We start from the raw sequence: 26,098 nt of genomic DNA, 5'->3' as shown, positions 1-26,098 counted from the left end.
GGGCGACGTGCCCTGGTCGCGCTGCGCGCCGGACGGGAGGCCCGTGCGGACGCCACCACGGGCCTCCTGTCCGGCGCTCGGTCGCGACCACGACCGGTCAGGGCCGGACGACGTCCGCCGACGTGTTCTGCTGCCGGTGCAGCTGGGCGTACGTGCCGTCGAGGGCGAGGAGTTCGTCGTGCGTGCCCTGCTCGACGATCTGCCCGTGGTCCAGGACGAAGATGACGTCGGCGTCGCGGATCGTCGACAGCCGGTGCGCGATCGAGATGGTGGTCCGGCCGGCCGCCGCCGTGTCGAGCGCCGTCTGCACGACGTGCTCCGAGATGGAGTCGAGTGCGCTGGTGGCCTCGTCGAGGACGAGCACCGGCGGGTCCTTCAGCATGACCCGCGCGATGGCGATGCGCTGCTTCTCGCCACCGGACAGGCGGTAGCCGCGCTCCCCCACGACCGTGTCGTAGCCGTCCGGGAACGACGCGATCGTGTCGTGGATGTTCGCCGCACGGGCCGCACGCTCGAGCTCGTCGTCAGTGGCGTCGGGCTTGGCGTACCGCAGGTTCTCGCCGATCGTGGCGTGGAACAGGTACGTCTCCTGGCTGACGATGCCGACGTGCCGCATCAGGTCCTCGTGCACCAGGTCGCGGACGTCCTGCCCGGCGAACCGCACCGATCCCTCGGTCGCCTCGTACAGCCGGGGCACCAGGTAGGACACCGTCGTCTTGCCCGCGCCGGAGGGGCCGACGAAGGCCGCGAACTGCCCGGGGCGCAGCTCGAACGACACCCCGCGCAGGGTCGGCTTGTCGGCTTCGCCGTCGGGGTAGGTGAAGACGACGTCGTCGAAGGCGACGTGGCCGACCTTCGACTCGTCCACGGGCCGGGCGGTCGGCGAGTCCGTGATGGCCGGCTTGAGGTCGAAGTACTCGAAGATGCGGGCGAAGAGCGCACCGGAGGTCTGCAGGTCGAGGACCACGCGCAGCAGCCCGACCGTCGGGAACAGCAGCCGGGACTGCACCGTCGTGAACGCGACGATCGTGCCGGCCGTGATCGGGACGTCCCCGATGATCAGGTACGCGGCGACGACGTAGATGATCGCCGGGATGATCGACAGGAAGATCTGCACGATCGCGAAGAACCACTGCCCGGACATCTGCTGGCGCACCTGCAGGGTGATCTGGTTGCGGTTCTCGTCCCCGTAGCGGCGGGTCTCACTGGCCTGCTGGTTGAAGCTCTTCGCCAGCAGGATGCCCGAGACGCTCAGCGCCTCTTGCGTGATGGCCGTCATGTCGGACAGCGACTCCTGCGTCTGCGCGGCGATGCGGGCCCGGACCTGGCCGACGCGGCGCTGCGCGATCACGAGGAGCGGCAGCAGGACCACGGCGACCAGTGTCATCTGCCAGCTCAGCAGGAGCATCGCGACCACGGCGGCGATCACGGTCACGGTGTTGCCGAGCACCGACGAGATCGTGTTGTTCAGCACGCTCGCCACGCCACCGACGTCGTTCTGCAGGCGCGACTGGATGACGCCGGTCTTGGTGCGGGTGAAGAACGCGAGCTCCATCCGCTGCAGGTGCGCGAACAGGCGCATCCGCATCGCACCCATGACCTTGTTGCCGACCGTCGCGGTCAGGTAGGTCTGCCAGACGCCGACCCCGGCGCTCGCGATCCAGAGCAGGACCATCGCGGACACGAGCTCGATCAGCACAGGCACGTCCGGGCGACCCGACGGCGGGAACAGCCCGCGGTCGAACGCCTGCTGGGTGAGCAGCGGCGGCACGACCGAGATGGCCGCACCGATCAGCACGAGGACGACCGTGAGCATGATCGCCCGGCGGTGCGGCTCGAACAGCGCGGCGATGCGCCGGACCAGGTGCGGGATCCTCGGCGCCTCGGCGTTGGCGGCCTTCTGCGCGCGGAAGTCGCCGCTCGAGATGCGCCCGCCCCCGCGCGGACCGCCGCCTCGCCCGCCGTGTCCCATGCTCATGGAGCCACCGTAGCCCCGCGCTCGGACATCGACCGCCCTGTCCACAGCACCGCAGTATTTGACCCCGTTCAGGGGGCGTGCGAGCATGTGCCGTCCCCGTCCCCGCACCACCGAGGTCCCATGTCGTCCGCGCCGTCACGTCCCACGTCCCTGGGGGCGCAGCTCGCCCGCCGCAAGCCGATCGAGCAGCTGCAGGCCGAAGCCTCCCGCGGTGTGAACGGGGAACCGCTCCGTCGCTCGCTCGGGGTCTGGCAGCTCACGATGATCAGCGTCGGGGCCACGCTCGGCACCGGCATCCTGGTCGTCCTCGGCACCGCGGTCCCGCTCGCCGGTCCCGCCGTCTGGATCTCGTTCGTCGTCGCGGGGATCGCCGCGCTGCTGTCTGCGCTGTCGTACGCCGAGATGGCGGGCGCCGTCCCGACCTCGGGGTCCAGCTACTCCTACACCTACGCCACGATGGGCGAGGGCATCGCCTGGATCTGCGGCTGGTGCCTCGTGCTCGAGTACGCCGTCTCGGTGGCCGCGGTCGCCGTGGGTGCCAGCGAGTACGTCGACGAGACCCTGCGCGTGTTCGGACTGCACCTGCCCACCGCACTCGCCGCTCCCCCGGTCGACGGCGGCGTGGTCAACCTGCCCGCGGCGGTCCTGGTCCTGCTCGCCACCGCTGTACTGCTGCCCGGTGCCCGCGAGAGCGCCTGGGTGAACACGGTCATGGTGATCGTGAAGATCGCCCTGCTGGTCTTCTTCGTCGTCGTGGCGTTCACGGCGTTCCGGGCGCAGAACTTCGAGCCGCTCGCCCCGATGGGTGCCGCCGGGGTCACCGCCGCCGCGTCGCGGCTCTTCTTCTCGTACATCGGCTTCGACGCCGCATCGACCGCCGGTGAAGAGGCGAAGAACCCCCGCCGCGACCTGCCCCGGGCGATCATCGGCTCGATCGCGCTCATCACCGCGCTGTACATCCTCGTCGCGATCGCCGCCGTCGGGGCCCGCTCGTGGACCGCGTTCTCGTCGTCCGAAGCGTCGCTCGTCCGCATCGTCGTCGACGTCACGGGGCAGCCGCTCGTCGCCCTGGTGTTCTCGATCGGGGCGGTCGTCGCCATCGCCAGCGTCGTGCTCACCGTCCTGTACGGGCAGACCCGCATCCTGCTCACGATGTCCCGCGACGGCCTGGTACCGAAGGTCTTCGGCCGGGTCTCCCGTCGCACCGGCACCCCGATCGCGAACACGCTCATCATCGGGATCGCCGTGACGATCGTCGCCGCGCTCGTGCCCCTCGGGGAACTCGCCGACGCCACGAGCATCGGCACCCTCGTCGCCTTCGCCCTGGTGAACGTGTCCGTCATCGTGCTCCGCCGCTCGCAGCCCGACCTGGAGCGGTCGTACCGGGTGCCGCTGTTCCCCGTCGTGCCGATCCTCGGCACCCTGAGCTGCGTGCTGCTCGCGGTGTTCCTCGGCGCCACCACCTGGATCGCCTTCGGCATCTGGATGGTCGCCGGCGCCCTGCTCTACCTGGCCTACGGACGCCGCCACAGCACCCTGCGCTGACGCGCGCGCCGCGCCGCGCCGCCCGTCCCGACCTCACGCGCTCACCGACACTTCACGCGCGCCATCCCCCGTGAGTTGTCGCTGAGCGCGTGAACTCGCGACGCGGTTCCTCGTCCACAGCTGCCACGTCGAGACCGCGTCGTCCACAGATGTCCCGTCGCGACACCGTCGGCTGCGGACGACGACGAACATCACGGCATGAACGAGAGCACCCACCGCCCGCACCTGCTCCGTGCCACGGCACAGGACCCGACCAACGCGAGACTCCTGCAACGCCGGCACACCTCGGGGTCGCTGGTCCGCCTCCTCGCGGGCGTGTACATCGCGACCGACGAGTGGAACGCGCTGAGCTCCGTCGGCCAGCACCTCGCCCGAGCACGGGCGATCGCGCCACGGCTGCGTCCTGGCTCGGTGTTCTCCCACGTCACCGCCGCGCTGATCCACGGCTGGCCACTGGTCGGGGACGCACCGGATCGGGTCCACGTGGTCGACCCGGCAGTCTCGGTCATCCAGCACCGAGCCGGTCTCGTCCGTCATCCGAGCGGTCCGACGCCGCGGACCGCTGCCACGGCGTTCGATGGCGTACCGGTCACGGCGGCCCTGGACACCGCGACGGCGCTCATCACGACAGGGTCGCGCCACGTCGCCGCCGTGGCCGTCGATGCCGGCCTCCGTCTGGGGGTGCTCACCTTGGACGACCTCCGCGGCGTGGTCCCCGTCCGTCCTGCACGCGGCTCCGTGCACGCAGAGACGGTCCTCTCGGCGCTCGATGCACGGCACGAGTCCGTCGGCGAATCGTTCGCTGCGATCCGGTTCGTGCAGGTCGGGCTCCCTTCGTGTGAGCCGCAGGTCGAGTTCCGTCACCGCGACGGCACCGTCGACCGCGTCGACTTCTGGTTCCCGTCGCTCGGCGTCGTCGTCGAGTTCGACGGCCGGCAGAAGTACGTCGACCCGTCGATGCTGCAGGGGCGCGATCCCGCGGACGTCCTCTGGGCCGAGAAACGTCGTGAGGACCGGCTTCGTGCGCTCCCCGCAGTCAGGGCCGTCATCCGCGTGACCTGGTGGCACCTCGTCGAGCCCGACCGCCTCGTTGCGCTCTTCCGTTCGCATGGCGTCTTCCTCTGAGCTGCACGAGCTCACGCGCTGGCCGACACTTCACGGACTGGTGCGCGCGTGAAGTGTCGGTCAGCGCGAAACGTCGCCGCAAGCCGCCGCCACCAGCGCCGCGCACACGACGAAGGCCGCCACCCCGAGGGGCAGCGGCCTTCGTGACCGGAACGGTCGAGACTACGCGAGCTCGATCGTGGCGCCAGCGGCCTCGAGGGTCGCCTTCGCCTTGTCGGCGGTCTCCTTGTTCGCACCCTCGAGGATCTTGGCGTCGGCGGTCTCGACGAGCGCCTTGGCCTCACCGAGGCCGAGCGACGTCAGGCCACGGACCTCCTTGATGACCTGGATCTTCTTGTCACCAGCGGACTTGAGGATGACGTCGAACTCGGTCTTCTCCTCAGCGGCCTCGGCCGGAGCAGCTGCGCCGGCGGGGGCGGCAGCGGCGACCGGGGCGGCCGCGGTGACCTCGAAGACCTCTTCGAACTTCTTCACGAAGTCCGAGAGCTCGATGAGCGTGAGCTCCTTGAAGGCCTCGATGAGCTCGTCCTGCGAAAGCTTCGCCATGATTTTCTCCTACTACTAGCTAGTACGTGTGGTTGATGAACGCGAGCCTGATCAGGCCGCGGACTCCTGCTTCTCGCGAAGGGCGTCCACGGTGCGGACGGCCTGCGAGAGGGGTGCCTGGAACAGGTACGCAGCACCGAACAGCGAGGCCTTGAGTGCGCCGGCGAGCTTGCCGAGCAGCACTTCACGGGACTCGAGGTCGGCGAGCTTGTCCACCTCGGTCGCGGTGAGCGGGTTACCGTCGAAGTAACCGCCCTTCACCACGAGCTCGGGGTTCGCCTTGGCGAATGCACGCAGCGACTTCGCGACGGCGACGGTGTCACCGTGGACGAAGGCGAGAGCGGACGGACCGGCGAGTTCGTCGTCGAACGACGAGATGCCGGCGTTGTTCGCCGCGATCTTGGTCAGCGTGTTCTTCACCACGGCGTACGTGGCGTGCTCACGGATCGAGTTGCGGAGCTCCTTGAGCTGCGCGACCGTGAGACCGCGGTACTCGGTGAGCAGAACGGCGTTCGAGCTACGGAAGGACTCCGTGAGCTCGGCGACCGCAGCTTCCTTGTTCGCCATGGTTCTCCTTGGGGGTCTTGCCGGCAGCCCCAGGTCCACGAACGAAAAAAGCTCCGGCGCAGAGGCTCGGAGCTGCTCTCACCAGATGGTGGGAGTGGTTCGGAACACCTGCGCGGGATGCCTCACGAGTGAGGACCTTCGGTCACGATGTTCACAAACACGTTGCGAGCAGCACGACATCCGGCGGTCTTTGGCTTCGAGAACTGTACCAGACGCCATGGGCGTCACCAAACAGCGGCCGGGAGGCGCGGGGCGGGCCCGCACCGCGCCTCCCGACCGTCAGTGGGTCCGGTCCACCGCAGCGGGTGTCGCCGACCAGTCCGCGGACCCGGCAGGGTCAGCTGACGACGACGCGACAGCCACGGCCCCGGCCCCGGCCCCGGCCCCGGCGGCAGCCGCAGCCGGCTCGCGGGGCAGGTGCACCGTGAACACGGTGTCCCCCGGGTCGCTCGTGACCTCGACCCGGCCGCCGTGCGCCTGCACGACCGCGTCCACGATGGCGAGCCCCAGGCCGGTCGACCCGACCGTGCGGGACCGCGAACTGTCCGCCCGGGCGAAGCGCTCGAACAGCTTCGGCAGGAACTCCGGGTCGATGCCCTGGCCGGTGTCGCGCACGGTCAGGTCAACGCCGCCGTCGACCGGGGCGAGGCCCACCGTGATGCGGGTGCCCTCGGGTGTGTGGGTCCGGGCGTTCGTGACGAGGTTGACGATGACCTGGTGCAGGCGTGCGGCGTCGCCCGTGATGGTGACCGGCTCCGGCGGGACGTCGACCTCGATGGGGTGTTCGGGCGAGGCGGCGTGGGCGTCGTTCACGGCGTCGAGCACCAGTCCGGTCAGGTCGACCTCGGCGAACTGGATCTCGCGGCCTTCGTCGAGCCGGGCGAGGAGCAGCAGGTCCTCCACCATCGAGGTCATGCGGATGGACTCGGACTCGATGCGGCTCATGGCGTAGACGACGTCCTTCGGCAGGTCGCCGCCCATGCGCCGGGTGAGTTCGGCGTACCCGCGCACCGAGGCGAGCGGGGTCCGGAGCTCGTGCGAGGCGTCGGCGACGAATTGCCGCACCTTCTGCTCCGAGCGTTCCCGCGCCTGCATCGCACTGCCGATGTGCCCGAGCATGCGGTTGAACGCGCTGCCGACCCGGCCGACCTCGGTGCGGGGGTCGGTGTCGGGCACGCGGACACCGTCGAGGGCGTCACTGCGGTCGAGGGGCATGCGCGCGACGGTGGACGCGGTCTCGGCGACGCGCTCGAGCGGCCGGAGCGACTGCCGGACCACGAACGCCGCGACGATCGAACCGGCGACCAGTGCGGCTGCCAGGACGGAGAGGACCCCGGCGAACAGCTTCCAGACGCTGTCGTAGACGGGGGCCATCGGGAGCCCCACGACCAGGACGGCCGGGCCGACGTTGACGGCGGCGAGGCGGTACCGCCCGACGTCCGAGCCGAGGTCGATCGTCTCCGGGTCGGCGTCCACGCGGACGGACCCCAGTGCCTCGGCGCTGGCCTGCGGGATCCCGCTCGGACGGCCGTAGTCGTCGAGCACGTTCGCGATGACGACCTGCCCGTCGACGAAGTACGCCGTCAGGGTGCCGGCGGCCTGCCCGGACGGCCGGGACAGGTCGATGCTCGGCTGCCCCGACTGGTTCTGCTGCAGGTACCGCTGCGCCCGGTGGGTGGCGCTCGTGATCTGCTTGTCGATCGCGCTGGTCTGGATCGAGAAGAGCGCGATGAGGCTCGCCCCGCCGATCACCGCGCTGACGGCGACGACAAGGGCGACGATGCTCAGGACGAGCCGGCGCCGCAGGGTCACGAGGTCGGCTTGATGACGTACCCGACGCCGCGCACCGTGTGGATCATCGGGGTCTCACCGGCGTCGATCTTCTTGCGCAGGTAGGAGATGTAGATCTCGACGACCGACGACTTGCCGCCGAAGTCGTACGACCACACCCGGTCCAGGATCTGCGCCTTCGAGAGCACGCGACGGGGGTTCCGCATCAGGAAGCGGAGCAGCTCGAACTCGGTGGCGGTCAGTTCGATCGGGCGGCCGGCGCGGTGCACCTCGTACGACTCCTCGTCGAGCACCAGGTCGCCGACGACGATGCGGGAGTCCCCGGCCTCGGAGATCGAGATCTGCGAGCGGCGGATGAGCCCACGCAGCCGCGCCACGACCTCCTCGAGGGAGAACGGCTTGGTGACGTAGTCGTCGCCGCCCGCGGTGAGCCCGGTCACGCGGTCCTCGACCGAGTCCTTCGCGGTGAGGAACAGCACCGGGGTGTCGTCGTTGTTCTGCCGCAGCCGGCTCAGCACCTGCAACCCGTCGAGGTCCGGCATCATCACGTCGAGCACCATCGCGTCGGGCTTGAACTCCCGCGCGGTCGTCAGGGCGTCCTGCCCGCCGTTCGCGCTCTTGACGTCCCAGCCCTCGTAGCGGAGCGCCATGGACAACAGGTCGGTGAGGCTGGCTTCGTCGTCGACGACCAGGATGCGCAACGGGGTTCCGTCGGCACGCGTGAGGCGCGGGGCTGCTGCGGGCTGGGAGATGGTCACGTCTTCGAGTATCGAGAAGTTCCTATGAGTCGTCTGTGGCGCGGCCCAGTGCGTTCTGTGGATCGAGGACACGTCCACGTCTGCCGCTCCGTACGTTGGGAGCATGTTGCGATCTGCAGCCTGGCCCCCGTCGGCCCGGCACCTGGACACCGCGCGGATCGAACGGACGACCGGGAGGCCCGGCTCGCCACCGACGGACCGCCTGACGGTCGCGCGGGCGGTCGCCGCCACCACCCCACCCCTGTCCGCCGGTACGGCCGGCGGGTTCTTCGGCACGCTCGCCGCGGTCGCCGCGGCGGACGTCGCCACCGCCCGCACCGTCGAGCCGCACCTGGACGCGCTCGGGATCCTCACGCAGGCCGGGGTCGACGCCCCGGACGGCTCGACCTGGGGCGTCTTCGCGGCCGAGGGGCCGGGCCTCCGGCTCGACGCCGCACCACAGCAGGACGGCACGGTCCTGCTGCACGGCACGAAGCCGTGGTGCTCGCTCGCCTCGACGCTCTCGCACGCCCTGGTCACCGCGCACCTGAGTGACGCGCGGGTCCTCGTCGCCGTGGACCTGCGACAGCCCGGCGTCACCGTGCACGACGACTCCTGGGTCGCACGCGGGATGCCGGACGTGCCGAGCGGACCGGTCGACTTCGACGGCGTCCGGGCACGACCCGTCGGCGCGCCCGGCTGGTACCTGCGACGCACGGGCTTCGCCTGGGGCGGCATCGGCGTCGCGGCCTGCTGGTGGGGCGGTGCAGTCGGGCTCGCCCGGGTGCTCCGTGACACCGCGTCGGCGCACCCGGAGTCCGAGCTGCTGCAGGCCGCCCTCGGCGCCACCGTGGCCGACCTCGCCGACGCGGAGGACGCCCTCGCCGACGCCGCCGCCCGGATCGACGACTCCGACCCGGCCTCCGACGACACCGACTGGCGGTTGCTCGCCCAGACCGTCCGGTCGCGGGTGCGCCGTTCGGTCGACGCCGTGCGCGAGCGGGTGGTCTCGACGATCGGCCCGGCTCCACTGACCGCCGACCCCGCAGTCGCCGCGCGGGTCGCCGACCTCGAGCTCTACGTCCTGCAGGACCACGGCGCGCGGGACCTCGCCCGCATCGGCCGGATGGTGCTCGAGCGGGGCGGTGTCGCGTGGTGAGCTTCGACCACCGCGAGCCGGGCACCGACCCGGCGGCGTGGACGGGATTCCTCGACGGCCTGGACGCACCGGCGATCGACCTGGCCGGTACCGGGTCGGTGGTGGTCGTCGCGCCCCACCCCGACGACGAGACCCTCGGCGCCGGTGGGCTGATCGCGGCCGCTGCAGCGGTCGGCGTCCCCGTGCACGTGCTGCTCCTCACCCGCGGCGAGCGCTCCCACCCGGACTCCCCCACGACGACCCCGGAGGCACTCGCCACCGCCCGTGACGCGGAGTTCGTGGCGGCCCTGCGCACCCTGCACCCCGACGTGACGTCGACCTCGGTGGGGATCCCGGACGGCGCGACCCGTGAACACCGAGACCGTGTCGTCGAGAGCCTGGACACCGTGCTCGCCGATGCCGCCCGCCCCGTGCTGCTCGTCGCGCCGTGGCGTGGGGACGGGCACCGCGACCACCGCATCGCGGGCGAGGTCGCCCAGGCCACTGCGGCGAGCGCCCCCGACGTCGACCTGCTCGCGTACCCGATCTGGGCCTGGCACTGGGACGACCCGGACCACTCCCTCGCCCCGTGGGACGACGTCCGGGCCCTCGCGCTGCCCGACGACCTCGTCGCCCGGAAGCGTGCCGCTCTCGACGCCTACCCGTCGCAGACCCGGCCCCTGTCGGACGCACCGGGAGACGAGGCGATCGTCGACGACCGGCACGCCGCCCACCACCTGCGGACGACGGAGTGGTTCTTCGCGCCGGGGTCCGCCGCGTCGCGGTCGCGCGAGTCGTTCGACGCCCACTACGACCGGAAGCCCGAGGGGTGGGACTTCGACGGGTCCTGGTACGAGCAGCGCAAGCGGGCCGTGACGCTGGCGGCGCTCCCCCGCCCGCGCTACCGGTCGGCGCTCGAGCTCGGCTGCGCGACCGGGGTCCTGACCGCTGCCCTCGCCGACCGCGCGGACGACGTCCTCGGCACCGACATCTCGGCGGCGCCGCTGGAGCGCGCTGCCCGCCGCGCCCCGACCGCTCGGTTCGTGCAGGCTGCCCTGCCGGCGGAGTGGCCGGACGGGCGGTGGGACCTGGTGGTGATGTCCGAGGTCGGGTACTACCTGTCACCAGCGGACCTCGACGCGACGATCGATCGTGTGCTCGGGTCGCTCGACGACGACGGCGTGCTCGTGGCCTGCCACTGGCGGCACCCCGACGACGAGGCCGTGTCGAGCGGTGACGCGGTGGACGCGCGGCTGACCGCACGGTGGCCGCGTCCCGCTCTGCTCCGACACGTGGAGGAGGACTTCGTCCTGAGCGTCCTACCCGGCCCGGCGGTCACCTCGGTGGCCCGGGCCGAGGGGATCATCCGGTGACCGGACCGGAACCGCGTGCACGCATCGACGTCGTCGTCCCCGCGCACGACGAGGCGGACCGGATCGCCGCGTGCCTCGACGCGCTCCTGGTGGCCGTCGACCGGCTCGCCGCGGAGCGACCCGGAGTCGAAGCCGCCGTCACGGTGGTCCTCGACGGCTGCACGGACGGCACCGCTTCGGTGGTCGATCGGTACGCGGTCGACGTCCTGACCACGGAGCGTGTCGGGGTCGGTCGGGCACGGACCATCGGGGCGACGCACGCGCTCCGTGCCCACGACGGCGATCCGGCTGCCCGGTGGCTCGCCCACACCGACGCCGATTCGCGCGTGCACGAACGGTGGCTCGTCCAGCAGTCCGACGCCCTCGCCGGTGGTGCGCAGGTGCTCGTCGGTGCCGTCGTCCCCGACCCGGACGACCTGGCGCCCGCGGTGCTCGACCGCTGGACGCGGGCGCACCCGCCCGGCGCTGCCCTCGGGCACGTGCACGGCGCGAACCTCGGCGTGCTCGCCGCGGCGTACGTCAGCCTCGGCGGGTTCGACCCCGTGCCCGAGCACGAGGACGCGCGGCTGGTGGCCCGGGCGCGGGCGCTCGGCTTCCGGGTGGACGCCACCGTCGACCTGCCCGTGGTGACGAGCGGGCGCTTCGCCGGCCGGACGCCCGGCGGCTACGCGGAGCACCTGCGCCAGCGGTACGGCGACGTCGGCTGACCGCCCTAGGTGGAGGTCGGTCGCCGACCGGTCCAACGCTCCACCCAGCCGGCGACCGTCCCGAGGCGGATCGCCGCAGCACGTCGTCGCCGCCGGCCGAACGGAGCCCGGACGAGCGCCCACCCGGTGGCGAGGAGGTGACGGAGGACCTCGCGCGGGCGCCAGGCGGCACCGTGCGCTCGGTGCTTGTCGACGAGGACGCGGTCCCAGCGCGCGTAGTGCCGGTTGTTCCGGAACAGCTCCCGCGTGCCTCGGCGGAGCCGGTACTGCACCGACGCGGACGGCTCGAAGTGCGTCGGGAACCCGAGGTACGTCGCACGCCATGCCAGGTCGATGTCCTCGGCGGCACCGAGCGACGTGTCGAACCCACCGGTGGCCTCGAGGACGGTGCGCCGCATGCCGAGGTTGGCAGCGGACGTGTGCGGGAGGTGCCCGAACCGCACGATCGGCCATGCCTGCTCGGGCGCTTCCCACATCCACGGATCGTTCAGTGCGTCGTGCAGCAGCGGCCCCGTGCAGACACCGGCGTCAGCCAACCCCCGGACCATCCCCTCGATCCAGGAGTCAGCGACGACGTCGTCAGCGTCGCAGAACAGCACGAGGTCGGCACGGAGCGACCGCCAGCCGGCGTTCCGTGCCGGGGCAGCGCCTCGGATCGCGGACGAGTCGATGGAACGGACCGTCCAGCCGCTCGGCCACGTCACGGCCGCGATGCGCGCGTCGACCAGGTGACGGGGTTCACCGTTGCAGCTGACCACGATCTCGACGGGTCCGGTCCACGTCTGCCGGGCGAGTGCCGTGAACTGCGGGCCGAGCTCGACGGTGGTGCGCTGCCCGACCGGGATGACGACGCCGACCGTGGGCTGCGGTGCGACGCCGCTCATCGTGCGGGGTCCCGTCGACCGGCCGTCGCGCCGATCATCGTGGCCGCCGTGGTGATCCCGGCGGCAGGGGTCACGCCCGTGGCGTGGAGGTCACCGACGAGGACACCGCCGGCGAGCCCGGCGGCCCGACCGCAGGCGAGGTCGGACGGCCGGTCGCCGACGATCCACGATCCGGCGAGCCGGATGCCGAACGCTGCTGCTGCTGCCAGGACCATCCCGGGTCCGGGCTTCCGCCAGGGGTCCGGGTCGCCGGGCAGCCGAGCACTCCCGACGATCACGTCGACGTCCGCGCCGTGGGACTGCATGGCTCGGCGGATGTGCCCGTTCACGGTGTCGAAACCGGACCAGTCGTACCAGCCTCGGGCGATGCCGCTCTGGTTCGTCACGACGACCACCGGGACACCGTCGCGCCAGGCGCTCGCGGCCGCTTCGATCGCATCGGGGACGAGCTCGGTGCGATCGAGCGACCCGACGTGCCCGTGGTCGACGACGAGCACGCCGTCCCGGTCGAGGAAGAGTGCGTCGACGCCGTCGAGCGGCCGTTCGGAGTGCCGTTCCAGCGACCGGTGGCGGTCACGCGAGACGGACACGGGTCCCGGTCTCCGAGAAGGCGAAGGGGACGACCCGTTCGGGACCGAGGGCACGGACGAACGCAGCACGCTCGGACGGGGGCACGACGAACAGCATGTGTCCGCCACCGCCGGCACCGAGCAGCTTCCCGCCGGTGGCCCCGAGCGTGCGACCGTGCTCGTACAGGTCGGTGACGGGGCTCGCTGTCGTTCCGAGCACCTCGGCCTTGAGCATCCATGCCTCGTGCAGTGCGGGGCCGAAGGAGTCCGTGCGGCCGGTGGCGAGCTCGTCGCCCATCACCCGGGCGAGCTCCACCATCCGCGTCACGCGGTCCCGCGTTCCGCCCGGCTGCGACATCGTGCGGGCCTGGCGGCCGAGTTGCTTCCCGGCATCCCGCCCGATGAGGGTGTCGACCAGCACGAGCGACGACTCGAGTTCGTGTCGGGCCTTGGCCGGCATGTCGATCGACGTCGCGATCGTCGAACCGTCGGTGTCGAAGTCGTACCGACGGAGTCCCCCGTGGGCGGACGCGGTCTGGTCCTGCAGCCCCACCGGACGCGCGCACCGGATCATCTCGATCTCACTGGCCGTGGCGGCGAGCGCGCTCGGCTCGAGGTCGACACCGCGGAGTGCCGCCAGCCCCGCGACCAGGCTGGTGACGACCGCGCCCGATGTCCCGAGGCCGGTACCGGAGCTCCGGACGTCGGAGTGGATCGAGACGTCGACCGGGACCGCCGGGGTGTCGTGCAGCAGGGCTTCGCGCACGAAGTCGTGCTCGATGGCTGCCGGGGTGTCCACCGTCTGCACACCGTCGGTCGCGACGCGGATCCCGCCACGTGCACGGGGCCGGATGACGGTCTCGACGGCGAGGTCGATCGTGGTGCTGACCACACACCCGGGCTGCTCGGAGAAGTACGCGGGGAGGTCGCTGCCCCCACCGAAGAAGGAGACGCGGAGCGGTGAACGAGCGATGATCACGAGCGAGCGACCTGGACGCCGGCGACGAAGGCCCTGGTGAGCGCGTGGTGGTACGCGACGTGGAAGTCCTCGATGACGTCGATGTCGCAGGACGGCACCACGGCGGCCACGTCGACGACGTCGAGGATCGGTGGGAGTGCCTGCATCGCCCCGGTGAAGGCGAGTGTGACGGCACCGCGGTCGCGGGCGAAGTCGAGCGCGCGCAGCACGTTGGTGGACCCCCCGGAGGCGCTGAGGCCGAACACGACGTCCCCGGTGCGCATGAGGACCCGCAGCTGCTCGAGGAAGACGTCGTCGTAGTCGAAGTCGTTGCCGACGGCGGTCATCATGGCTGCGTTGTCGGTCAGTGCGAGGATCCGGAGCCGCTCGGCGACCGGAGCGAGCGGGTCGGCCTGCCGGGTCGGAGCCAGGCTCTTCGCGAGGTCGGCCGCCATGTGGCTCGCCAACGCCGCGCAGGCCCCGTTGCCGAAGACGTAGACCGAGCGTCCGTCGCGGTGCGCGTTGACGAGCACGGCCGCGATGCGCGCGATCTCGTCGACGGGGAACCGACGGGCGAACCGGTCGATCTGGACGGAGTACGCCTCGACGATCTGCGCGGCGGCCCGCAGGTCAGGGGCTGTGGTGGTGAGCATGGCTGTCCTTCGTTCGATGACGACAGCCAGCATACCTATTGCACATGCAAAATATCAACGTGTGATGGCAACCGCTGCGGCGAACGCGGCCGTGTAGCCGTCGATCGACCCGGTCTCGTGCCAGTCGCCGTGGATCTCCGCGGCCCGCACGCCGCCGCCGAGTGCGAGCGCCCCGAGCGCAGCACTGAGGTAGAGCTCCCCGTCGGCCGCGGGGGCGACGTCGCGGAGCGCACCGAGCACCGCGGGCGTGACCACGTACCCGCCGACCGAAGCGAGCCCGTCGACGGGTGGGTCGACCGGCTTCTCGACGAGTTCCACGACCCTCCCGCCGGGGTCCACGCGGGCGACACCGCAGCGCCGGAGCGCCGCACGAGGCGCCCGCACGACTGCGATGACGGGGAGTCCGGTGCTGCGGTGACGGTCGAGGACGACGGCGCTGCGGTTCTCGCCGAAGACGACCTCGTCACCCCAGAGCACGAGGAAGGACTCGTCGTGCACCCGTGTCGCAGCCGACAGGATCGCTCCCCCGTTGCCCGGCCCGGCGGTCTGGAGACAGGTCTCCAGCTCGATGCCACGAGCTCGGGCTTCCGGCCGGAGGACGTCCGTGACGTAGTCGTTCAGCCCCGTCTTGTCCGGCCGCGTGACGAGGACGATGCGGTCGATCCCGGCGCCGATCAGTTCGTCGACCACGATGTCCAGCGTCGGCCGGTCGCCGAGTGGCAGCAGCTCCTTCGGGATCGCACGCGTCAGGCGACCGAGTCGGGCGCCCCGGCCGGCAGCGGGGATGACGGCCGTCCGTACGGGTGGGACCGGGGTGACGGGATCAGGGAACTGGGCCACGAGCGAGCGCCTTCCTGGGACGGGAACGGGGAGGTCGACGGCGCCGACGGGGCAGGGCCGACCGGACGTCGGGGAACACGAGGGCGACGAGCAGCGCCGCCAGCGCTCCGAGGAGGCCGGGCAGGAGCACGGAGCCGATGGGATCAGCACCGACGCTGCCCCGGCCCGTGGCCGAGACGAGGACCGCGGCGCTCGTGGCCGCAGCTGCGGGGAGGACGGGGAGGCCGAGGTCGCGCACCCGCAGTCCGGAGCCCCGCGTCGCCACCAGGAAGGCCGGCACCACGAGACAGGTACAGGCGATCGCGTACGCCGCGGCCATGCCCGTCGGCCCCCAGACGGTGCCGAGCACGAGGGCACCGACGACGGCCGGCTGGGTGACCAGTGCCCAGCGGACCTGTCGCCCTGAACGGCCGCTGGCGATGAAGTACCAGACGGCAGCGAACCCGAGCGCCTGCGCTCCGCCCGCGACGACGAGGAACGGCAAGAGCGCGGCCGAGCCGAGCCACTCGACCCCGAACAGCAGGCGGACGATCGGGTCGGCGAGCACTCCGAGTACGGCGAGGACCGGCCAGGCCAGGAGCGTCACCGTGCCGACGAGTCGTCGGAACCGGTTGCGGAGCACGACGGCGTCGACGCCGACCATCGCCGGGATCGCGATGCGCTGGACAGCCGCCCCGATCTGGTCCAGTGGCAGGGTCATCAGCTGCATGGCCTGGACGTACAGGCCGGATGCCGCCGGACCGAAGAGCACGGCCACCAGCACGCGGTCACCCGCCCGCGCGACGAGCGAGACCACCTGGACCAACGACACGTCCCGCGCGAGCGCGGCCATGGTCCGGACCGATCGCCACGATGCCGCAACGCCGCGGGGAACCCGACGCAGGACGACGACGCCGACCGTGATGACGGCCCACACGGCCACCACCTGCGCCACCATCGCGACGGGCCCGGCGCCGGCGAGTGCGAGACCGATCGACACGACGGAACCGAGCACCACGGCGATCGACTCGACGAGTGCGACCCGCCCCATCTCGTGGTCGCGCACCATCGCAGCGATCGGGACGGCGACGAAGCCGGCGAGTGGGAAGGCCACCGCGACCGCGAGGAGCAGCCCACCGGAGGGCGAGGACGGCAACGCCCCGCGGACCAGGAGTCCAGCGACGGCGACGAGACCCCCCAGCAGGAGCCCCGTCGCGGCACTGGCGCGGTGGAGCGCGACGTGGACGTCCGCCGGATGGACACCGGAGCGGAGGACGACCGCGGCGAACCCACTGTTCCGTACCAGCTCGAGGACGACACCGAGCGCGAGGACCGCTGCGGCGAGACCGTAGGCGTCCGGCCCCAACACGCGGGCCACGACCACGTTCGAGACGATCTGCACGGAAGCCCGGAACGTGGTTCCGGCGATGCTGAACACCCCACTCCGAACCATCGTCACATATGCAGAATATCACGTGTCGGCAAACGACATCGATTCGCTTACACGGTTCATCGGAAGCAACAGTGCTCGCCACAACAACGCTGCCTAGCTTCTCCTCCGTCGGCCCCGCCGCGTGCTCTGCGCGGCCGGTGACCCCAGCCGGCCACCACCGAGGAGAACCATGTTCCTGACCTACCTCAGGCGCGAACTCACGAACCGCAAGAAGCAGACGGTCATCATCGCGATCGGGATGGCCCTGGCCATCGCCCTCGTGGTGATCGTGTCGTCGATCTCGGCTGGCGTGCAGGCAGCGCAGTCGAGCGTCCTGCAGTCCGTGTACGGCGTCGGCACCGACATCACCGTCACCAAGACCGCGACGGCGTCGACGAACGGCGGGCGTCCGAGCTTCGACTTCGGCAGCCAAGGCGACAGCGACGACGAGAGCGGTTCGACCGACCTGGCGCAGTCGCGGCTCGCGGTCGCGCGCGGCACGAGCACCCTGAACGCCGCGAACCTGTCCACGATCACGAGCACCGACGGCGTCAAGGCCGCTACGGGTGTCCTGACCCTCGAGAACAGCACGTTCTCCGGCCAGGTCCAGCAGCAGTCGACCGACAACAGCAGCACGGACAGCAGCAGCGACTCCAGCAGCGACAGCACCACCCAGCAGGGCCCGCCGAGCGGGGACACCGGCGGTGGCGGCGGGTTCGGCGGTGGGTCGTTCAGCGTCGACTCGTTCACGGTGACCGGCATCCCGGTGTCCGGCGCGACGGTCGGTCCGCTCACGAGCACCGAGCTCACGAAGGGGCGCACCTTCGCCGCGAAGGACGCGGGCAAGGACGTCGTCGTGCTCGATGCGTCGTACGCGAAGAGCGAGTCCAAGGCGGTCGGCGACACCGTCGACATCGGCGGCACCGACTTCACCGTCATCGGCATCGTCAGCTCCACCGGCTCGGCCTCGACCACGGGCTCGAACACCTACATCCCGCTCGACACCGCGCAAGCGCTGGCCGACCTCGACGGCAAGGTCACCTCGATCTACGTCTCCGCCGAGTCCTCGTCCGACGTCAGCACGATCAAGTCCGCTCTGCAGGCGAAGCTGACGAGCGCCACCGTCTCCACCGAGGCCGACCTGGCCTCGAGCGTGTCCGGGTCGCTCAGCACCGCGTCGAGCCTGGTCTCGAACCTCGGCAAGTGGCTGTCGATCGTGGTGCTCGCCGCGGCGTTCCTCATCGCGATCCTCTTCACGATCTCCGGCGTGACCCGCCGCACCCGCGAGTTCGGGACCCTCAAGGCGATCGGCTGGTCGAACGGCCGCATCACCCGACAGGTGGCCGGTGAGTCCCTGGTGCAGGGCCTGATCGGCGGCGTGCTCGGCGCCGCGGCCGGCCTGATCGGCATCCTCGTCGTGAACGTCATCAGTCCGACGATCTCAGCGAGCGCCTCGAGCACGACCGGCGGGGGTGCCGGTGGCGGTGGTGGCATGCCCGGCGGCGCAGCGACCGCGGCCGCGGGCAGCGGCACGACGGGCGGTGCGCCGGCCAGGGGCTTCGGCGGCGGCGCGAGCACCGCGTCGACGACCGACGTGGTCCTGCACGCCCCGGTGACCGTCGAGATCATCCTGCTGGCGATCGGCCTCGCGATCCTCGGCGGCCTCATCGCCGGCGCGCTCGGCGGCTGGCGTGCGAGCCGGCTCCGTCCGGCCGAGGCGCTCCGGAGCGTGGCCTGATGCCCGGCCGCACCGACACGACCGAACCGACGACAGGAGCAACCGTGACCAGCACCGACACCGCGACCGGCGAGGCGGAGGCGAGCCGTGCCTCCAGTCCGATGTACCGGCTGACGAACGTCAGCAAGACCTACAAGCAGAAGAACCGGACCGTCACCGCCCTGACGAACGTCCACCTGACGATCCCGCAGGGGCAACTCGTGGCCGTCCAGGGGCCGACCGGCGGCGGGAAGTCGACCCTGCTGCAGATGCTCGGAGCGCTCGACCGGCCGAGTGCCGGGTCGATCCACCTCGGTGGCGACCGCGACGTGGCGAAGCTCGGCGACGGCGCGCTGACCGACCTGCGGGCGACCGAGATCGGCTTCGTGTTCCAGAGCTTCAACCTGATCCCGACGCTGACGGCGCTCGAGAACGTCGAGACGGCGTTCGCGGGGTCGCTCGCGAACCGGTCGCGGAGCGAGGTCCGCGAGCGTGCGGTCGCCGCGCTCCGCGAGGTCGGTCTGGGTGAGCGGATGGAGCACCTGCCGGCCGAGCTGTCCGGCGGTCAGCAGCAGCGCGTGGCGATCGCCCGGGCGCTGGTGAAGAACCCGAGCGTGCTGCTCGCCGACGAGCCGACGGGTGCGCTCGACGAGTCGACCCGCGACGAGATCATGGCGCTCATCGAGAAGCAGTGGCGGGAGCGCGGCCTGACCGTCGTCATCGTCACGCACGACTCGTGGGTCGCGAAGCGTGCCGAGCGGCGCCTGCACATCAAGCAGGGGCAGGTCCGCGAGGTCTAGCGGGGCGGGCGCAGGCGCAGGCGCGCGGGCAGGCGCGGGGCGTCCGATCGCGTTTCGCGCTGAGCGACAGTCCACGCCTCCGGCGGAGCGTGGACTGTCGCTCAGCGCGTGAAGACGCCGCCGGGCCCCGCGACCGGTGCCGCTCCCGCTACCCCGCCACCGGGTAGTCGCAGTACGCGAACCACGTCGAGTCCGGGGCCCACGGCGGCACGTTGACCGTCCCCTGGCCGCCGTCGAGTGCCACCAGGGTCTCCGGCTGGACCGCGATCCTAGCGCCGCGGACGAGCGACCCCGGCAGCAGCCGGAGCTCGACGCGGTGGTCGGCCGGGTGGCCCTGCACGCCAGGTTCGTACGACAGGTAGAGCAGGTGTGCGGCGTCCGGGGACAGGTGCGGGAACCAGTTCACCCGGTCGTCGTTCGTCAGGCGGACGGGGCTGTCGTGCCCGGGCCAGCGCACGGCCAGCTGCGCGGTGCCGGGGGTGAACCGCTCGGTGTTCCAGAGCAGGATCCCGCCGGCCGGACTGATGGTGCAGCCGTCGTCGGGGTGCTCGTCCCGGGTGACGAACGTCGGCTCGCCGGTCTCCGGGTCGACCATCGCGACGTCGGTCGTCCAGACGCTGTCCTCGGACAGTTCCCCCACGATGGCGGCGAGCGCGCTGCCGTCGGGGGCGATGCCGTGCAGGTAGAACTTGCGCTTGGTGGGCAGGGCCGCTGCGACGTCGGTGATCCGGGTCGCGGGGCCGCCCTCGGGCAGCGGGACGCGGTAGAGCTCGCCGTCGCGGGCGCTCACCACGATGGAGCTGCCGGACGGGTCGAGCACGTGGTCGTTGTTGATCTCGTCGACGCCGTCCATCGGCACCGGCACGAGCGCCGTCTCGTCGAGCACGGTGCCGGTGCCACTGTCGGCCGACGGCAGTCGCAGCAGCCACAGGTCGCCGTCGCCGTTGAGCACCAGGGTCTCGGCGTCCAGGACGTTCGGCGCCTCGACGAGCACCGTGGCCGACTCGAACACGAGCCGCGAGGTGCGGGACTCGACGTCGTACACGTGCACGCGGCTGGTCTGTCCGGGCAGCAGCTGCCGCCCGCGGGTCTCGTCGCTCATGGTTCCATCCTGTCGGTCGTCGGGTGGTCGGGTGGTCGGGTCGGTAGGTCGTCGGGTGGGGAACGGCAAAACACCGGTGTTCGCGCTGCACACCCCGTCATGCGGGGGCGTCGAGCGTGAACACCGGTGTCTTGCGGAAGGGGTCTTGCGGAAGGGGGCCTCCGCCTACTTCACGGCACCCGCGGTCAGGCCGGCGACGAACTGGCGCTGGACCACGAGGAACGCGGCCACGACCGGGATCGACACGACGAGGGACGCCGCCATGACCTGGTTCCAGTACACGTTCGTCTGCGTCGAGTACTGCTGCAGACCGACCGCCAGGGTCGAGCCGAGGCCGTTCGTCATGACCGAGGCGAAGAGGACCTCACCCCAGGCCGTCATGAACGAGTAGATCCCGACCGCCACCAGACCCGGACGGGCCGACGGCAGGATGACCCGGAACAGCGCGCCCATCGGGCCCGAACCGTCGACCATCGCGGCCTCGTCGAGTTCGCGCGGGATGGTCTCGAAGTACCCGGCCAGCATCCAGATCGAGAACGGGAGCGTGAACGTCAGGTACGTGATGATCAGACCGAGCCACGACCCGACGAGCTGGATGCCCAGGGTGTTGCCGAGGTTCGTGAAGATCAGGAACAGCGGCAGCAGGAACAGCACGCCGGGGAACATCTGCGTGGAGAGCACCGCGGTGGTGAAGGTGCTCTTGCCCTTGAAGTTCCAGCGCGAGACACCGTAGGCGGCGAACGTCGCGATGATCAGCGAGAACACCGTCGCCACCGTGCAGACCACGAGCGAGTTGATGAAGTACCGACCGAGCGGCACCGTCGACCACATGTCGATGAACGGCTGGAAGGTGATCCGCGACGGGATCCACGTGAAGTTGTCCTGCACGTCGCCGAGGGGCTTGATGGCCGTGGTGATCATCACGTAGAGCGGCACGACCGTGAACAGCGTCAGGACGACCAGGGTGATGATCTTGAAGGACTTGGCGCCAGTTGTCTCACGCACGGACGGACCTCCGGTTGGTCACGGCGAGGTAGATGCCGGTGACGACGAGCAGGAAGAGCAGGAGCAGGACGCTCATCGCGGCACCGGAACCGAAGTTCCAGGTGATGAACGACGCGTTGTAGATGTGGAAGCTCAGCAGGTCCGCGGCGGGTGGCTGCGCGGTCGAGCCGAACAGCACGAACGGCGTGTTGAAGTCGTTGAACGTCCACAGGAACATCACGAGCACGAGCGTCACGTTGACGGGGCGGACCATCGGCAGGGTGATCGAGCGCCACTGGCGGAACGGCTTGGCGCCGTCGACCGAGGCGGCCTCGTACACGTCGTTCGGCACCGACTGCAGGCCGGCCATGAGCATCAGGAACGCGAACGGCCAGGTCTTCCAGATCGCCACGACGACGACGGCCACGAAGGCGTTGTTGCCGATGAGCCAGAACGGGGCGTTGCCGCCGAACAGCCCGAGTTGGTCGACGAGCAGGTGGTTCAGGGCCCCCGAGTCCCGCTGGAACATGAACTTCCAGGTGATGACGCCGGCGTACATCGGCAGCGCGTAGGGCACGAGGAACAGGGTGCGGAAGAGCCCGCGTCCGGCGAACGGCTTCTGCAGCGCGACGGCTGCGGCCATGCCGAAGGTCCAGGAGAGCCCGACCACGAGGACCGTGAAGGCGCACGTGATGAGGAACGAGTTGAGGACCCCGCGGCCGATCGCCTGGTCGAAGTCGACGACGACCTGGTAGTTCCGGAACCCGGCGAAGGGCGCGGCACCCCAGTTCGCGATGAAGTACTTGGTGAGCTGGATGAACGAGATCCAGATGCCGGTGAGCATCGGGACGATGTGGATGAGCAGCTCGAACAGGATGGCCGGCGCGACGAGCGCGTAGGGCAGCCAGTGGGTCTTGCGCTTGCGACCTGGCGGACGGCCCGACATCGTCGGGGCCTTCGTGTGCGTCAGGTCGATGCGCTCCGAGTCGGGCAGGACCGTCGTGGACATCTGGTGGGGCCTTTCGGCAGGAGGGGCGTGCAGGTGCGGTCCGCGCGGCCGTGGCAGCGGCCGGGAGGCGCGGGGTGCGTGGGGCGTGTGCCTCACGGCCGACGCGTGGTCGGCTCCGGGGCGTGTGCCTCACGGCCGACGGGTGGTCGGCCCTGGAACGTCAGGGGCGGAGGCCCGGGCGCGTCCGTCGGACGCGACCCGGGCCTCCAGGGTGGATCAACCGGCGGCCTGGGACACCTGGTCCTGGGCGGTCTGCAGGGCCGACTTGATGTCGGCCTCGGAGACCTTGGAACCGGTCGCGATCTTGGCGAACATGTCGTTCATCGCCTTGCCGACCGTGGACTCGAACTGGTCCTCGGCGGGCACCAGCGGGAGCGGCTTCGCCTTGTTGTTGTAGATGTCGAGGAACGTCTTCGTCTGCTCGTCCGTGACGGAGTCAGCAGCCTCGGCGAGCACCGGCAGGGCCGAGTACGGCTTGTCCAGCGTCGTCTGCGTGTCCATGCTCGTCATGTACTTGACGAACTTGAGCGCGCCGTCCTTGTTCTTCGTGTTCTTGAACACCGACAGGTTGATGCCGGCCGGGAACGACGCGATCTGCTCGCCACCGCTCGGGGCGGGCAGCGCCACGACGCCGTACTCGGACGACTTCATGCCGAGCGATTCGATGGTCGCGTTCGCGTTGTTCTGGTTGAGGATGAACGCGGCCTTCTTCTTCGCGAAGTCCGTGGTCGACTGCGTCGCGTTGTCGTACTGCGCGTTCGACGGGTTGGCGACCTTCGCGTCCTGCATGAGGTCGAGGTAGCGCTTGATGCCGTCGACGTTGGCCTTCGAGGTGAAGGTCGGCTTGCCGTCCTTGTCGAACCACTCGCCACCGTTCTGCGCCGAGTTGATGAACGCGAAGTGCGAGTTCTCGGTGTACGAACCGCCCGCGAGGCTGAAGCCGTAGGTGTCACCCTTGGTCAGCTTCTCGGCGGCCGAGACCATCTCCTCCCACGTGGTGGGCGGGGTGATGCCGGCGTCCGACAGCATCTTCTTGTTGTAGTACAGGCCGTACGCGAGGCCGTAGAGCGGGACGCTCGTGACCGTCTTGTCGGGCGCGCCACCGGTGGACAGGGCGACCTTGCCGAACTTGTCCTCGCCGCCGATCGCCTTCATCTCGGCGTCACCGAACTCCTGGAAGGCGCCGGTGGCCTGGAGCGAGGTCGCCCAGGTGTTGCCGATGTTGACGACGTCCGGGCCCTGGCCCGAGGTGACGGCGGTCTGGATCTTGTTCTGCAGGTCGTTCCAGCCGATGACCTGGAGGTCGACCTTGATCCCGGTCTCCTTGGTGAACTTCTTGAGGACGGGGGTCAGCACCTCCTTGTCGTTCTGCAGGGACGTGCCCTGGTTGGACGCCCAGTAGGTGAGCGTCTTGGAGTCGCCGGAGTCGCCGGACGATCCGGAGGAGCAGGCTGCGAGGCCGGACACGGTGAGTGCGGCGGCCGCGGTGATGGCCAGTGCGCGGATGGCAGTGCGCATGACTCTCTACTTTCTCGTCGTTGAGATGGTGCAGGGGATGGTGCAGAGGTGGAGCTGGTGCTGCGGATGGTGCTGGTCGGGTGCTGCTGTGGGTTGCGGGCAGCGCCCCGGCGGTCAGGCCAGGGTGCGTTCCGCGGGGTCCCAGCCCTCGGGGAGGGTCGGGGAGGGCGACACGGTGCTCTCGACGAGCACCGCCTCGCCACGTTCTGCCGCCTCGGCGATGGAGACCATCACGTCGAGGACGTGGAAGGCGAGCGCACCGGGGACGCGGTTCTCGTCGCCGGCCCGCAGCGAGCGGGCCAGGTCGACCACGCCGGTGCCACGCGAGTAGGTGGAGCCGACCGCGGGGATCGTCTCGGGCTCCTCGGAACCGAGGGCGTACAGCTCGGTGTCGCCGTCGAAGTTGTTCGGGTCCGGGAACACGACGGTGCCGGTCTCCCCAGCGATCTCCACGAAGCCGGTGCGGCCGCGGTCGGACTCGAACGAGAAGACGCTCTGCGCGCTCCCGCCGTTCTCGAACTCGATCAGCGCGGAGTGGTTCGTCGGGACGTCCACCGGGAACTCGGTGCCGGCCTTCGGCCCGGAGCCGATGGTGCGCGTGGCGCGGGACTTCGACGCCGTCGCCGTGACCTTCTTCACCGGTCCGAACGTCTGGACGAGGGTGGTGATGTAGTACGGGCCGATGTCGAACAGCGGACCGGCACCGTACGCGAAGAGGAACTCGGGGCTCGGGTGCCACGACTCGGGTCCGGGGCTCTGGAAGAGCGTCAGGCCGTTCAGGGGCGTCCCGATGCGGCCGTCGCGGATGGTGCGGAGCGCAGTCTGCAGGCCGGCGCCGAGGAACGTGTCCGGGGCGACGCTGACGGTCTTGCCCGCGGCGGCCGCGGCGTCGCGGAGCTCCGCGGCGCTGGCACGGTCGAGGGCGTAGGGCTTCTCGCCCCAGACGTGCTTGCCGGCGGCCAGGGCCTGCAGCGCGACCTCGACGTGGGCGGCCGGGATCGTCAGGTTCACGACGATCTCGATGTCGTCGTCGGCCAGGAGCTCCTCGACGGTGCCCGATCCGGGGACGCCCCACTTCTCGGCCTGGGCGGCGGCGCGCGGCAGGTCGATGTCGGCGATGAAGCGGACGGTCACGTCGGGGAAGACGGTGAGGTTCGACAGGTACTGGTCCGAGATGACCCCGGCGCCGATGACGCCGACGCCGACCGGGCCGGTGCGGGTGGTGCTGTCGGTGGCCGGTGCAGCGGCGGTCGTGGTGTCGGTCATGCGCGGGCCCCCTCGAGGAACGTGTAGGAGTCGGCGACGGCCTGGAAGACGTCACCCTCGTGGTCGTCGAGCTCGACGACGTGCAGTGCGTCGGGCGCCGCGGCGATGATGTCGCGGATCGGCATGATGCCGTTGCCGACGGCGACCTGCTGCTTGTCGTCGTGCGAGCCGTCGCCGTCCTTGACGTGCAGGAACTGGACCTTGTCGCCGTACTTGCCGATGACCGCGACCGGGTCGTCCCCGCCGACCTGCACCCAGTAGGTGTCGAGCTCGAGCACGACGTCGTCGGACAGGGCGTCGGCGAAGACCTCGTAGGCGCTGACGCCGTCGATGCGGTTCGAGAACTCGAACGCGTGGTTGTGGTAGCCGAGCACCAGACCGTGGTCGGCGGCGCGCGGGGCGAGGGCGCTGAGTTCGCGGGCGATCGCCTCGACGTCCTCGCGGGTGGTCCAGCGGGACTCGTCGATGTGCGGGTCGATGAGGGTCCCGAAGCCGAGGGTGGTGGAGGCGTGGAAGATGCGCTCGAGGTCCTGCTCGCCGGCGTCCAGCAGACGGGCGTGGCCGCTCGGGGCGGCGAGGCCGGCGTCGCGGAGGGCGGCGGCGAGTTCGTCGGCGTTGTCGACGAAGCCGAAGGCCTCGACGTTCGTGTAGCCGATGTCTGCGATGCGCTGCAGGGTGCCGGGCAGATCGGCACTGAGGGCATCGCGGACCGTGTAGAGCTGGACCGAGAGCGGTTGGGTCACCAGGGGTTCTCCTCGTCGAGATGGTGCGGTCGTCACTGACCGATCGTCACACTACGAGCACTTTTGTCGGCGGTCAAGCAGAAGTCCGAGGAATGTCGACGGACTTCATTGCGTGGCGCGAACGATGTGTGCTTCAC

Annotated in this window: 24 protein-coding genes; 7 read left to right on the top strand and 17 right to left on the bottom strand. The window is 70.7% G+C overall.

What is annotated here, in order from left to right; genetic code table 11:
* Window positions 1-97: 97 nt before the first annotated feature.
* Window positions 98-1,972 (bottom strand): ABC transporter ATP-binding protein, encoded by a 1,875-nt coding sequence (locus DEJ09_RS07750; protein ID WP_071405027.1) that lies wholly within the window; start codon window positions 1,970-1,972, stop codon window positions 98-100.
* A 126-nt stretch (window positions 1,973-2,098) separates the two neighbouring features.
* Here DEJ09_RS07750 and DEJ09_RS07745 point away from each other — a divergent pair, with 126 nt between their 5' ends.
* Window positions 2,099-3,523, top strand: coding sequence for an amino acid permease (locus DEJ09_RS07745; protein WP_111088120.1), 1,425 nt, complete (start codon window positions 2,099-2,101; stop codon window positions 3,521-3,523).
* A 198-nt stretch (window positions 3,524-3,721) separates the two neighbouring features.
* On the top strand, window positions 3,722-4,648 hold the full coding sequence (locus DEJ09_RS07740; protein ID WP_111088119.1) for a hypothetical protein: 927 nt from the start codon (window positions 3,722-3,724) through the stop codon (window positions 4,646-4,648).
* 162 nt (window positions 4,649-4,810) lie between these two features.
* On the opposite strand, the gene rplL is transcribed toward DEJ09_RS07740, so the two are convergent.
* From rplL to DEJ09_RS07720, 4 genes are all read right to left on the bottom strand, one after another.
* Window positions 4,811-5,194 (bottom strand): 50S ribosomal protein L7/L12, encoded by a 384-nt coding sequence (gene rplL / locus DEJ09_RS07735; protein ID WP_027466380.1) that lies wholly within the window; start codon window positions 5,192-5,194, stop codon window positions 4,811-4,813.
* A gap of 51 nt (window positions 5,195-5,245) precedes the next feature.
* Entirely contained in the window at window positions 5,246-5,761 is a 516-nt protein-coding gene (gene rplJ / locus DEJ09_RS07730; RefSeq protein WP_017888663.1) for a 50S ribosomal protein L10, read from the bottom strand.
* 279 nt (window positions 5,762-6,040) lie between these two features.
* On the bottom strand, window positions 6,041-7,573 hold the full coding sequence (locus tag DEJ09_RS07725) for a cell wall metabolism sensor histidine kinase WalK (RefSeq protein ID WP_111088118.1): 1,533 nt from the start codon (window positions 7,571-7,573) through the stop codon (window positions 6,041-6,043).
* The gene (locus DEJ09_RS07720; RefSeq protein WP_017888661.1) at window positions 7,570-8,310 is read right to left on the bottom strand and encodes a response regulator transcription factor; all 741 of its coding nucleotides are present in this window, start codon (window positions 8,308-8,310) and stop codon (window positions 7,570-7,572) included. The genes DEJ09_RS07725 and DEJ09_RS07720 overlap by 4 nt, the downstream gene beginning before the upstream one ends.
* Before the next feature lie 103 nt (window positions 8,311-8,413).
* Here DEJ09_RS07720 and DEJ09_RS07715 point away from each other — a divergent pair, with 103 nt between their 5' ends.
* Genes DEJ09_RS07715 through DEJ09_RS07705 form a run of 3 tightly spaced genes read left to right on the top strand, consistent with a single transcriptional unit; the run spans window position 8,414 to window position 11,507 of the window.
* Complete coding sequence (locus DEJ09_RS07715) at window positions 8,414-9,448, top strand: acyl-CoA dehydrogenase family protein (RefSeq protein ID WP_111088117.1); 1,035 nt, start codon at window positions 8,414-8,416, stop codon at window positions 9,446-9,448.
* Window positions 9,445-10,800 (top strand): bifunctional PIG-L family deacetylase/class I SAM-dependent methyltransferase, encoded by a 1,356-nt coding sequence (locus tag DEJ09_RS07710; protein WP_258373827.1) that lies wholly within the window; start codon window positions 9,445-9,447, stop codon window positions 10,798-10,800. The genes DEJ09_RS07715 and DEJ09_RS07710 overlap by 4 nt, the downstream gene beginning before the upstream one ends.
* Window positions 10,797-11,507 (top strand): glycosyltransferase family 2 protein, encoded by a 711-nt coding sequence (locus DEJ09_RS07705; RefSeq protein ID WP_181433304.1) that lies wholly within the window; start codon window positions 10,797-10,799, stop codon window positions 11,505-11,507. The genes DEJ09_RS07710 and DEJ09_RS07705 overlap by 4 nt, the downstream gene beginning before the upstream one ends.
* Window positions 11,508-11,512: 5 nt before the next feature.
* On the opposite strand, the gene DEJ09_RS07700 is transcribed toward DEJ09_RS07705, so the two are convergent.
* The 6 genes from DEJ09_RS07700 to DEJ09_RS07675 are packed head-to-tail and all read right to left on the bottom strand — an operon-like array spanning window position 11,513 to window position 16,843.
* On the bottom strand, window positions 11,513-12,391 hold the full coding sequence (locus DEJ09_RS07700) for a glycosyltransferase family 2 protein (RefSeq protein WP_111088114.1): 879 nt from the start codon (window positions 12,389-12,391) through the stop codon (window positions 11,513-11,515).
* Window positions 12,388-12,981: an HAD-IIIA family hydrolase gene (locus DEJ09_RS07695; RefSeq protein ID WP_181433303.1), complete on the bottom strand. Its 594-nt coding sequence runs from the start codon at window positions 12,979-12,981 to the stop codon at window positions 12,388-12,390. The genes DEJ09_RS07700 and DEJ09_RS07695 overlap by 4 nt, the downstream gene beginning before the upstream one ends.
* A complete protein-coding gene (locus DEJ09_RS07690) occupies window positions 12,965-13,939 on the bottom strand; it encodes a hypothetical protein (RefSeq protein ID WP_181433302.1) in 975 nt (324 codons plus the stop codon). The genes DEJ09_RS07695 and DEJ09_RS07690 overlap by 17 nt, the downstream gene beginning before the upstream one ends.
* Window positions 13,936-14,571, bottom strand: a complete 636-nt coding sequence (locus DEJ09_RS07685) for an SIS domain-containing protein (RefSeq protein ID WP_181433301.1) — start codon at window positions 14,569-14,571, stop codon at window positions 13,936-13,938. Before DEJ09_RS07685 ends, DEJ09_RS07690 begins: the two co-directional genes overlap by 4 nt.
* Window positions 14,572-14,625: 54 nt before the next feature.
* Complete coding sequence (locus tag DEJ09_RS18080; protein ID WP_181433300.1) at window positions 14,626-15,411, bottom strand: sugar phosphate nucleotidyltransferase; 786 nt, start codon at window positions 15,409-15,411, stop codon at window positions 14,626-14,628.
* Window positions 15,395-16,843, bottom strand: coding sequence for an oligosaccharide flippase family protein (locus tag DEJ09_RS07675; protein WP_258373832.1), 1,449 nt, complete (start codon window positions 16,841-16,843; stop codon window positions 15,395-15,397). Before DEJ09_RS07675 ends, DEJ09_RS18080 begins: the two co-directional genes overlap by 17 nt.
* Before the next feature lie 169 nt (window positions 16,844-17,012).
* Between DEJ09_RS07675 and DEJ09_RS07670 the strand changes: the two genes are divergently transcribed.
* Both DEJ09_RS07670 and DEJ09_RS07665 read left to right on the top strand, forming a co-directional pair.
* Complete coding sequence (locus tag DEJ09_RS07670; RefSeq protein ID WP_111088109.1) at window positions 17,013-18,560, top strand: ABC transporter permease; 1,548 nt, start codon at window positions 17,013-17,015, stop codon at window positions 18,558-18,560.
* A 101-nt stretch (window positions 18,561-18,661) separates the two neighbouring features.
* Window positions 18,662-19,339 (top strand): ABC transporter ATP-binding protein, encoded by a 678-nt coding sequence (locus DEJ09_RS07665; protein ID WP_027466375.1) that lies wholly within the window; start codon window positions 18,662-18,664, stop codon window positions 19,337-19,339.
* 148 nt (window positions 19,340-19,487) lie between these two features.
* Here DEJ09_RS07665 and DEJ09_RS07660 read toward each other — a convergent pair whose 3' ends face one another.
* The 6 genes from DEJ09_RS07660 to DEJ09_RS07635 form a co-directional block, all read right to left on the bottom strand.
* A complete protein-coding gene (locus tag DEJ09_RS07660; protein ID WP_111088108.1) occupies window positions 19,488-20,441 on the bottom strand; it encodes a biopolymer transporter Tol in 954 nt (317 codons plus the stop codon).
* Window positions 20,442-20,606: 165 nt separating this feature from the next.
* Window positions 20,607-21,446, bottom strand: a complete 840-nt coding sequence (locus DEJ09_RS07655) for a carbohydrate ABC transporter permease (RefSeq protein ID WP_017888647.1) — start codon at window positions 21,444-21,446, stop codon at window positions 20,607-20,609.
* Window positions 21,439-22,434 carry a carbohydrate ABC transporter permease gene (locus DEJ09_RS07650; protein ID WP_017888646.1) on the bottom strand — a complete coding sequence of 332 codons (996 nt, stop codon included), beginning with the start codon at window positions 22,432-22,434 and terminating at the stop codon, window positions 21,439-21,441. The genes DEJ09_RS07655 and DEJ09_RS07650 overlap by 8 nt, the downstream gene beginning before the upstream one ends.
* A 216-nt stretch (window positions 22,435-22,650) precedes the next feature.
* Window positions 22,651-23,952 (bottom strand): sugar ABC transporter substrate-binding protein, encoded by a 1,302-nt coding sequence (locus DEJ09_RS07645; RefSeq protein ID WP_111038092.1) that lies wholly within the window; start codon window positions 23,950-23,952, stop codon window positions 22,651-22,653.
* A gap of 114 nt (window positions 23,953-24,066) precedes the next feature.
* Window positions 24,067-25,218, bottom strand: coding sequence for a Gfo/Idh/MocA family protein (locus DEJ09_RS07640; protein ID WP_111038093.1), 1,152 nt, complete (start codon window positions 25,216-25,218; stop codon window positions 24,067-24,069).
* Window positions 25,215-25,961: a sugar phosphate isomerase/epimerase gene (locus DEJ09_RS07635; protein ID WP_071406322.1), complete on the bottom strand. Its 747-nt coding sequence runs from the start codon at window positions 25,959-25,961 to the stop codon at window positions 25,215-25,217. Before DEJ09_RS07635 ends, DEJ09_RS07640 begins: the two co-directional genes overlap by 4 nt.
* Window positions 25,962-26,098: the final 137 nt, after the last annotated feature.

Origin of the sequence: Curtobacterium sp. MCLR17_055 (assembly GCF_003234305.1) — a bacterium.
Classification (GTDB): domain Bacteria; phylum Actinomycetota; class Actinomycetes; order Actinomycetales; family Microbacteriaceae; genus Curtobacterium; species Curtobacterium flaccumfaciens.
This window is presented reverse-complemented; position numbering and strand designations above follow the sequence as displayed.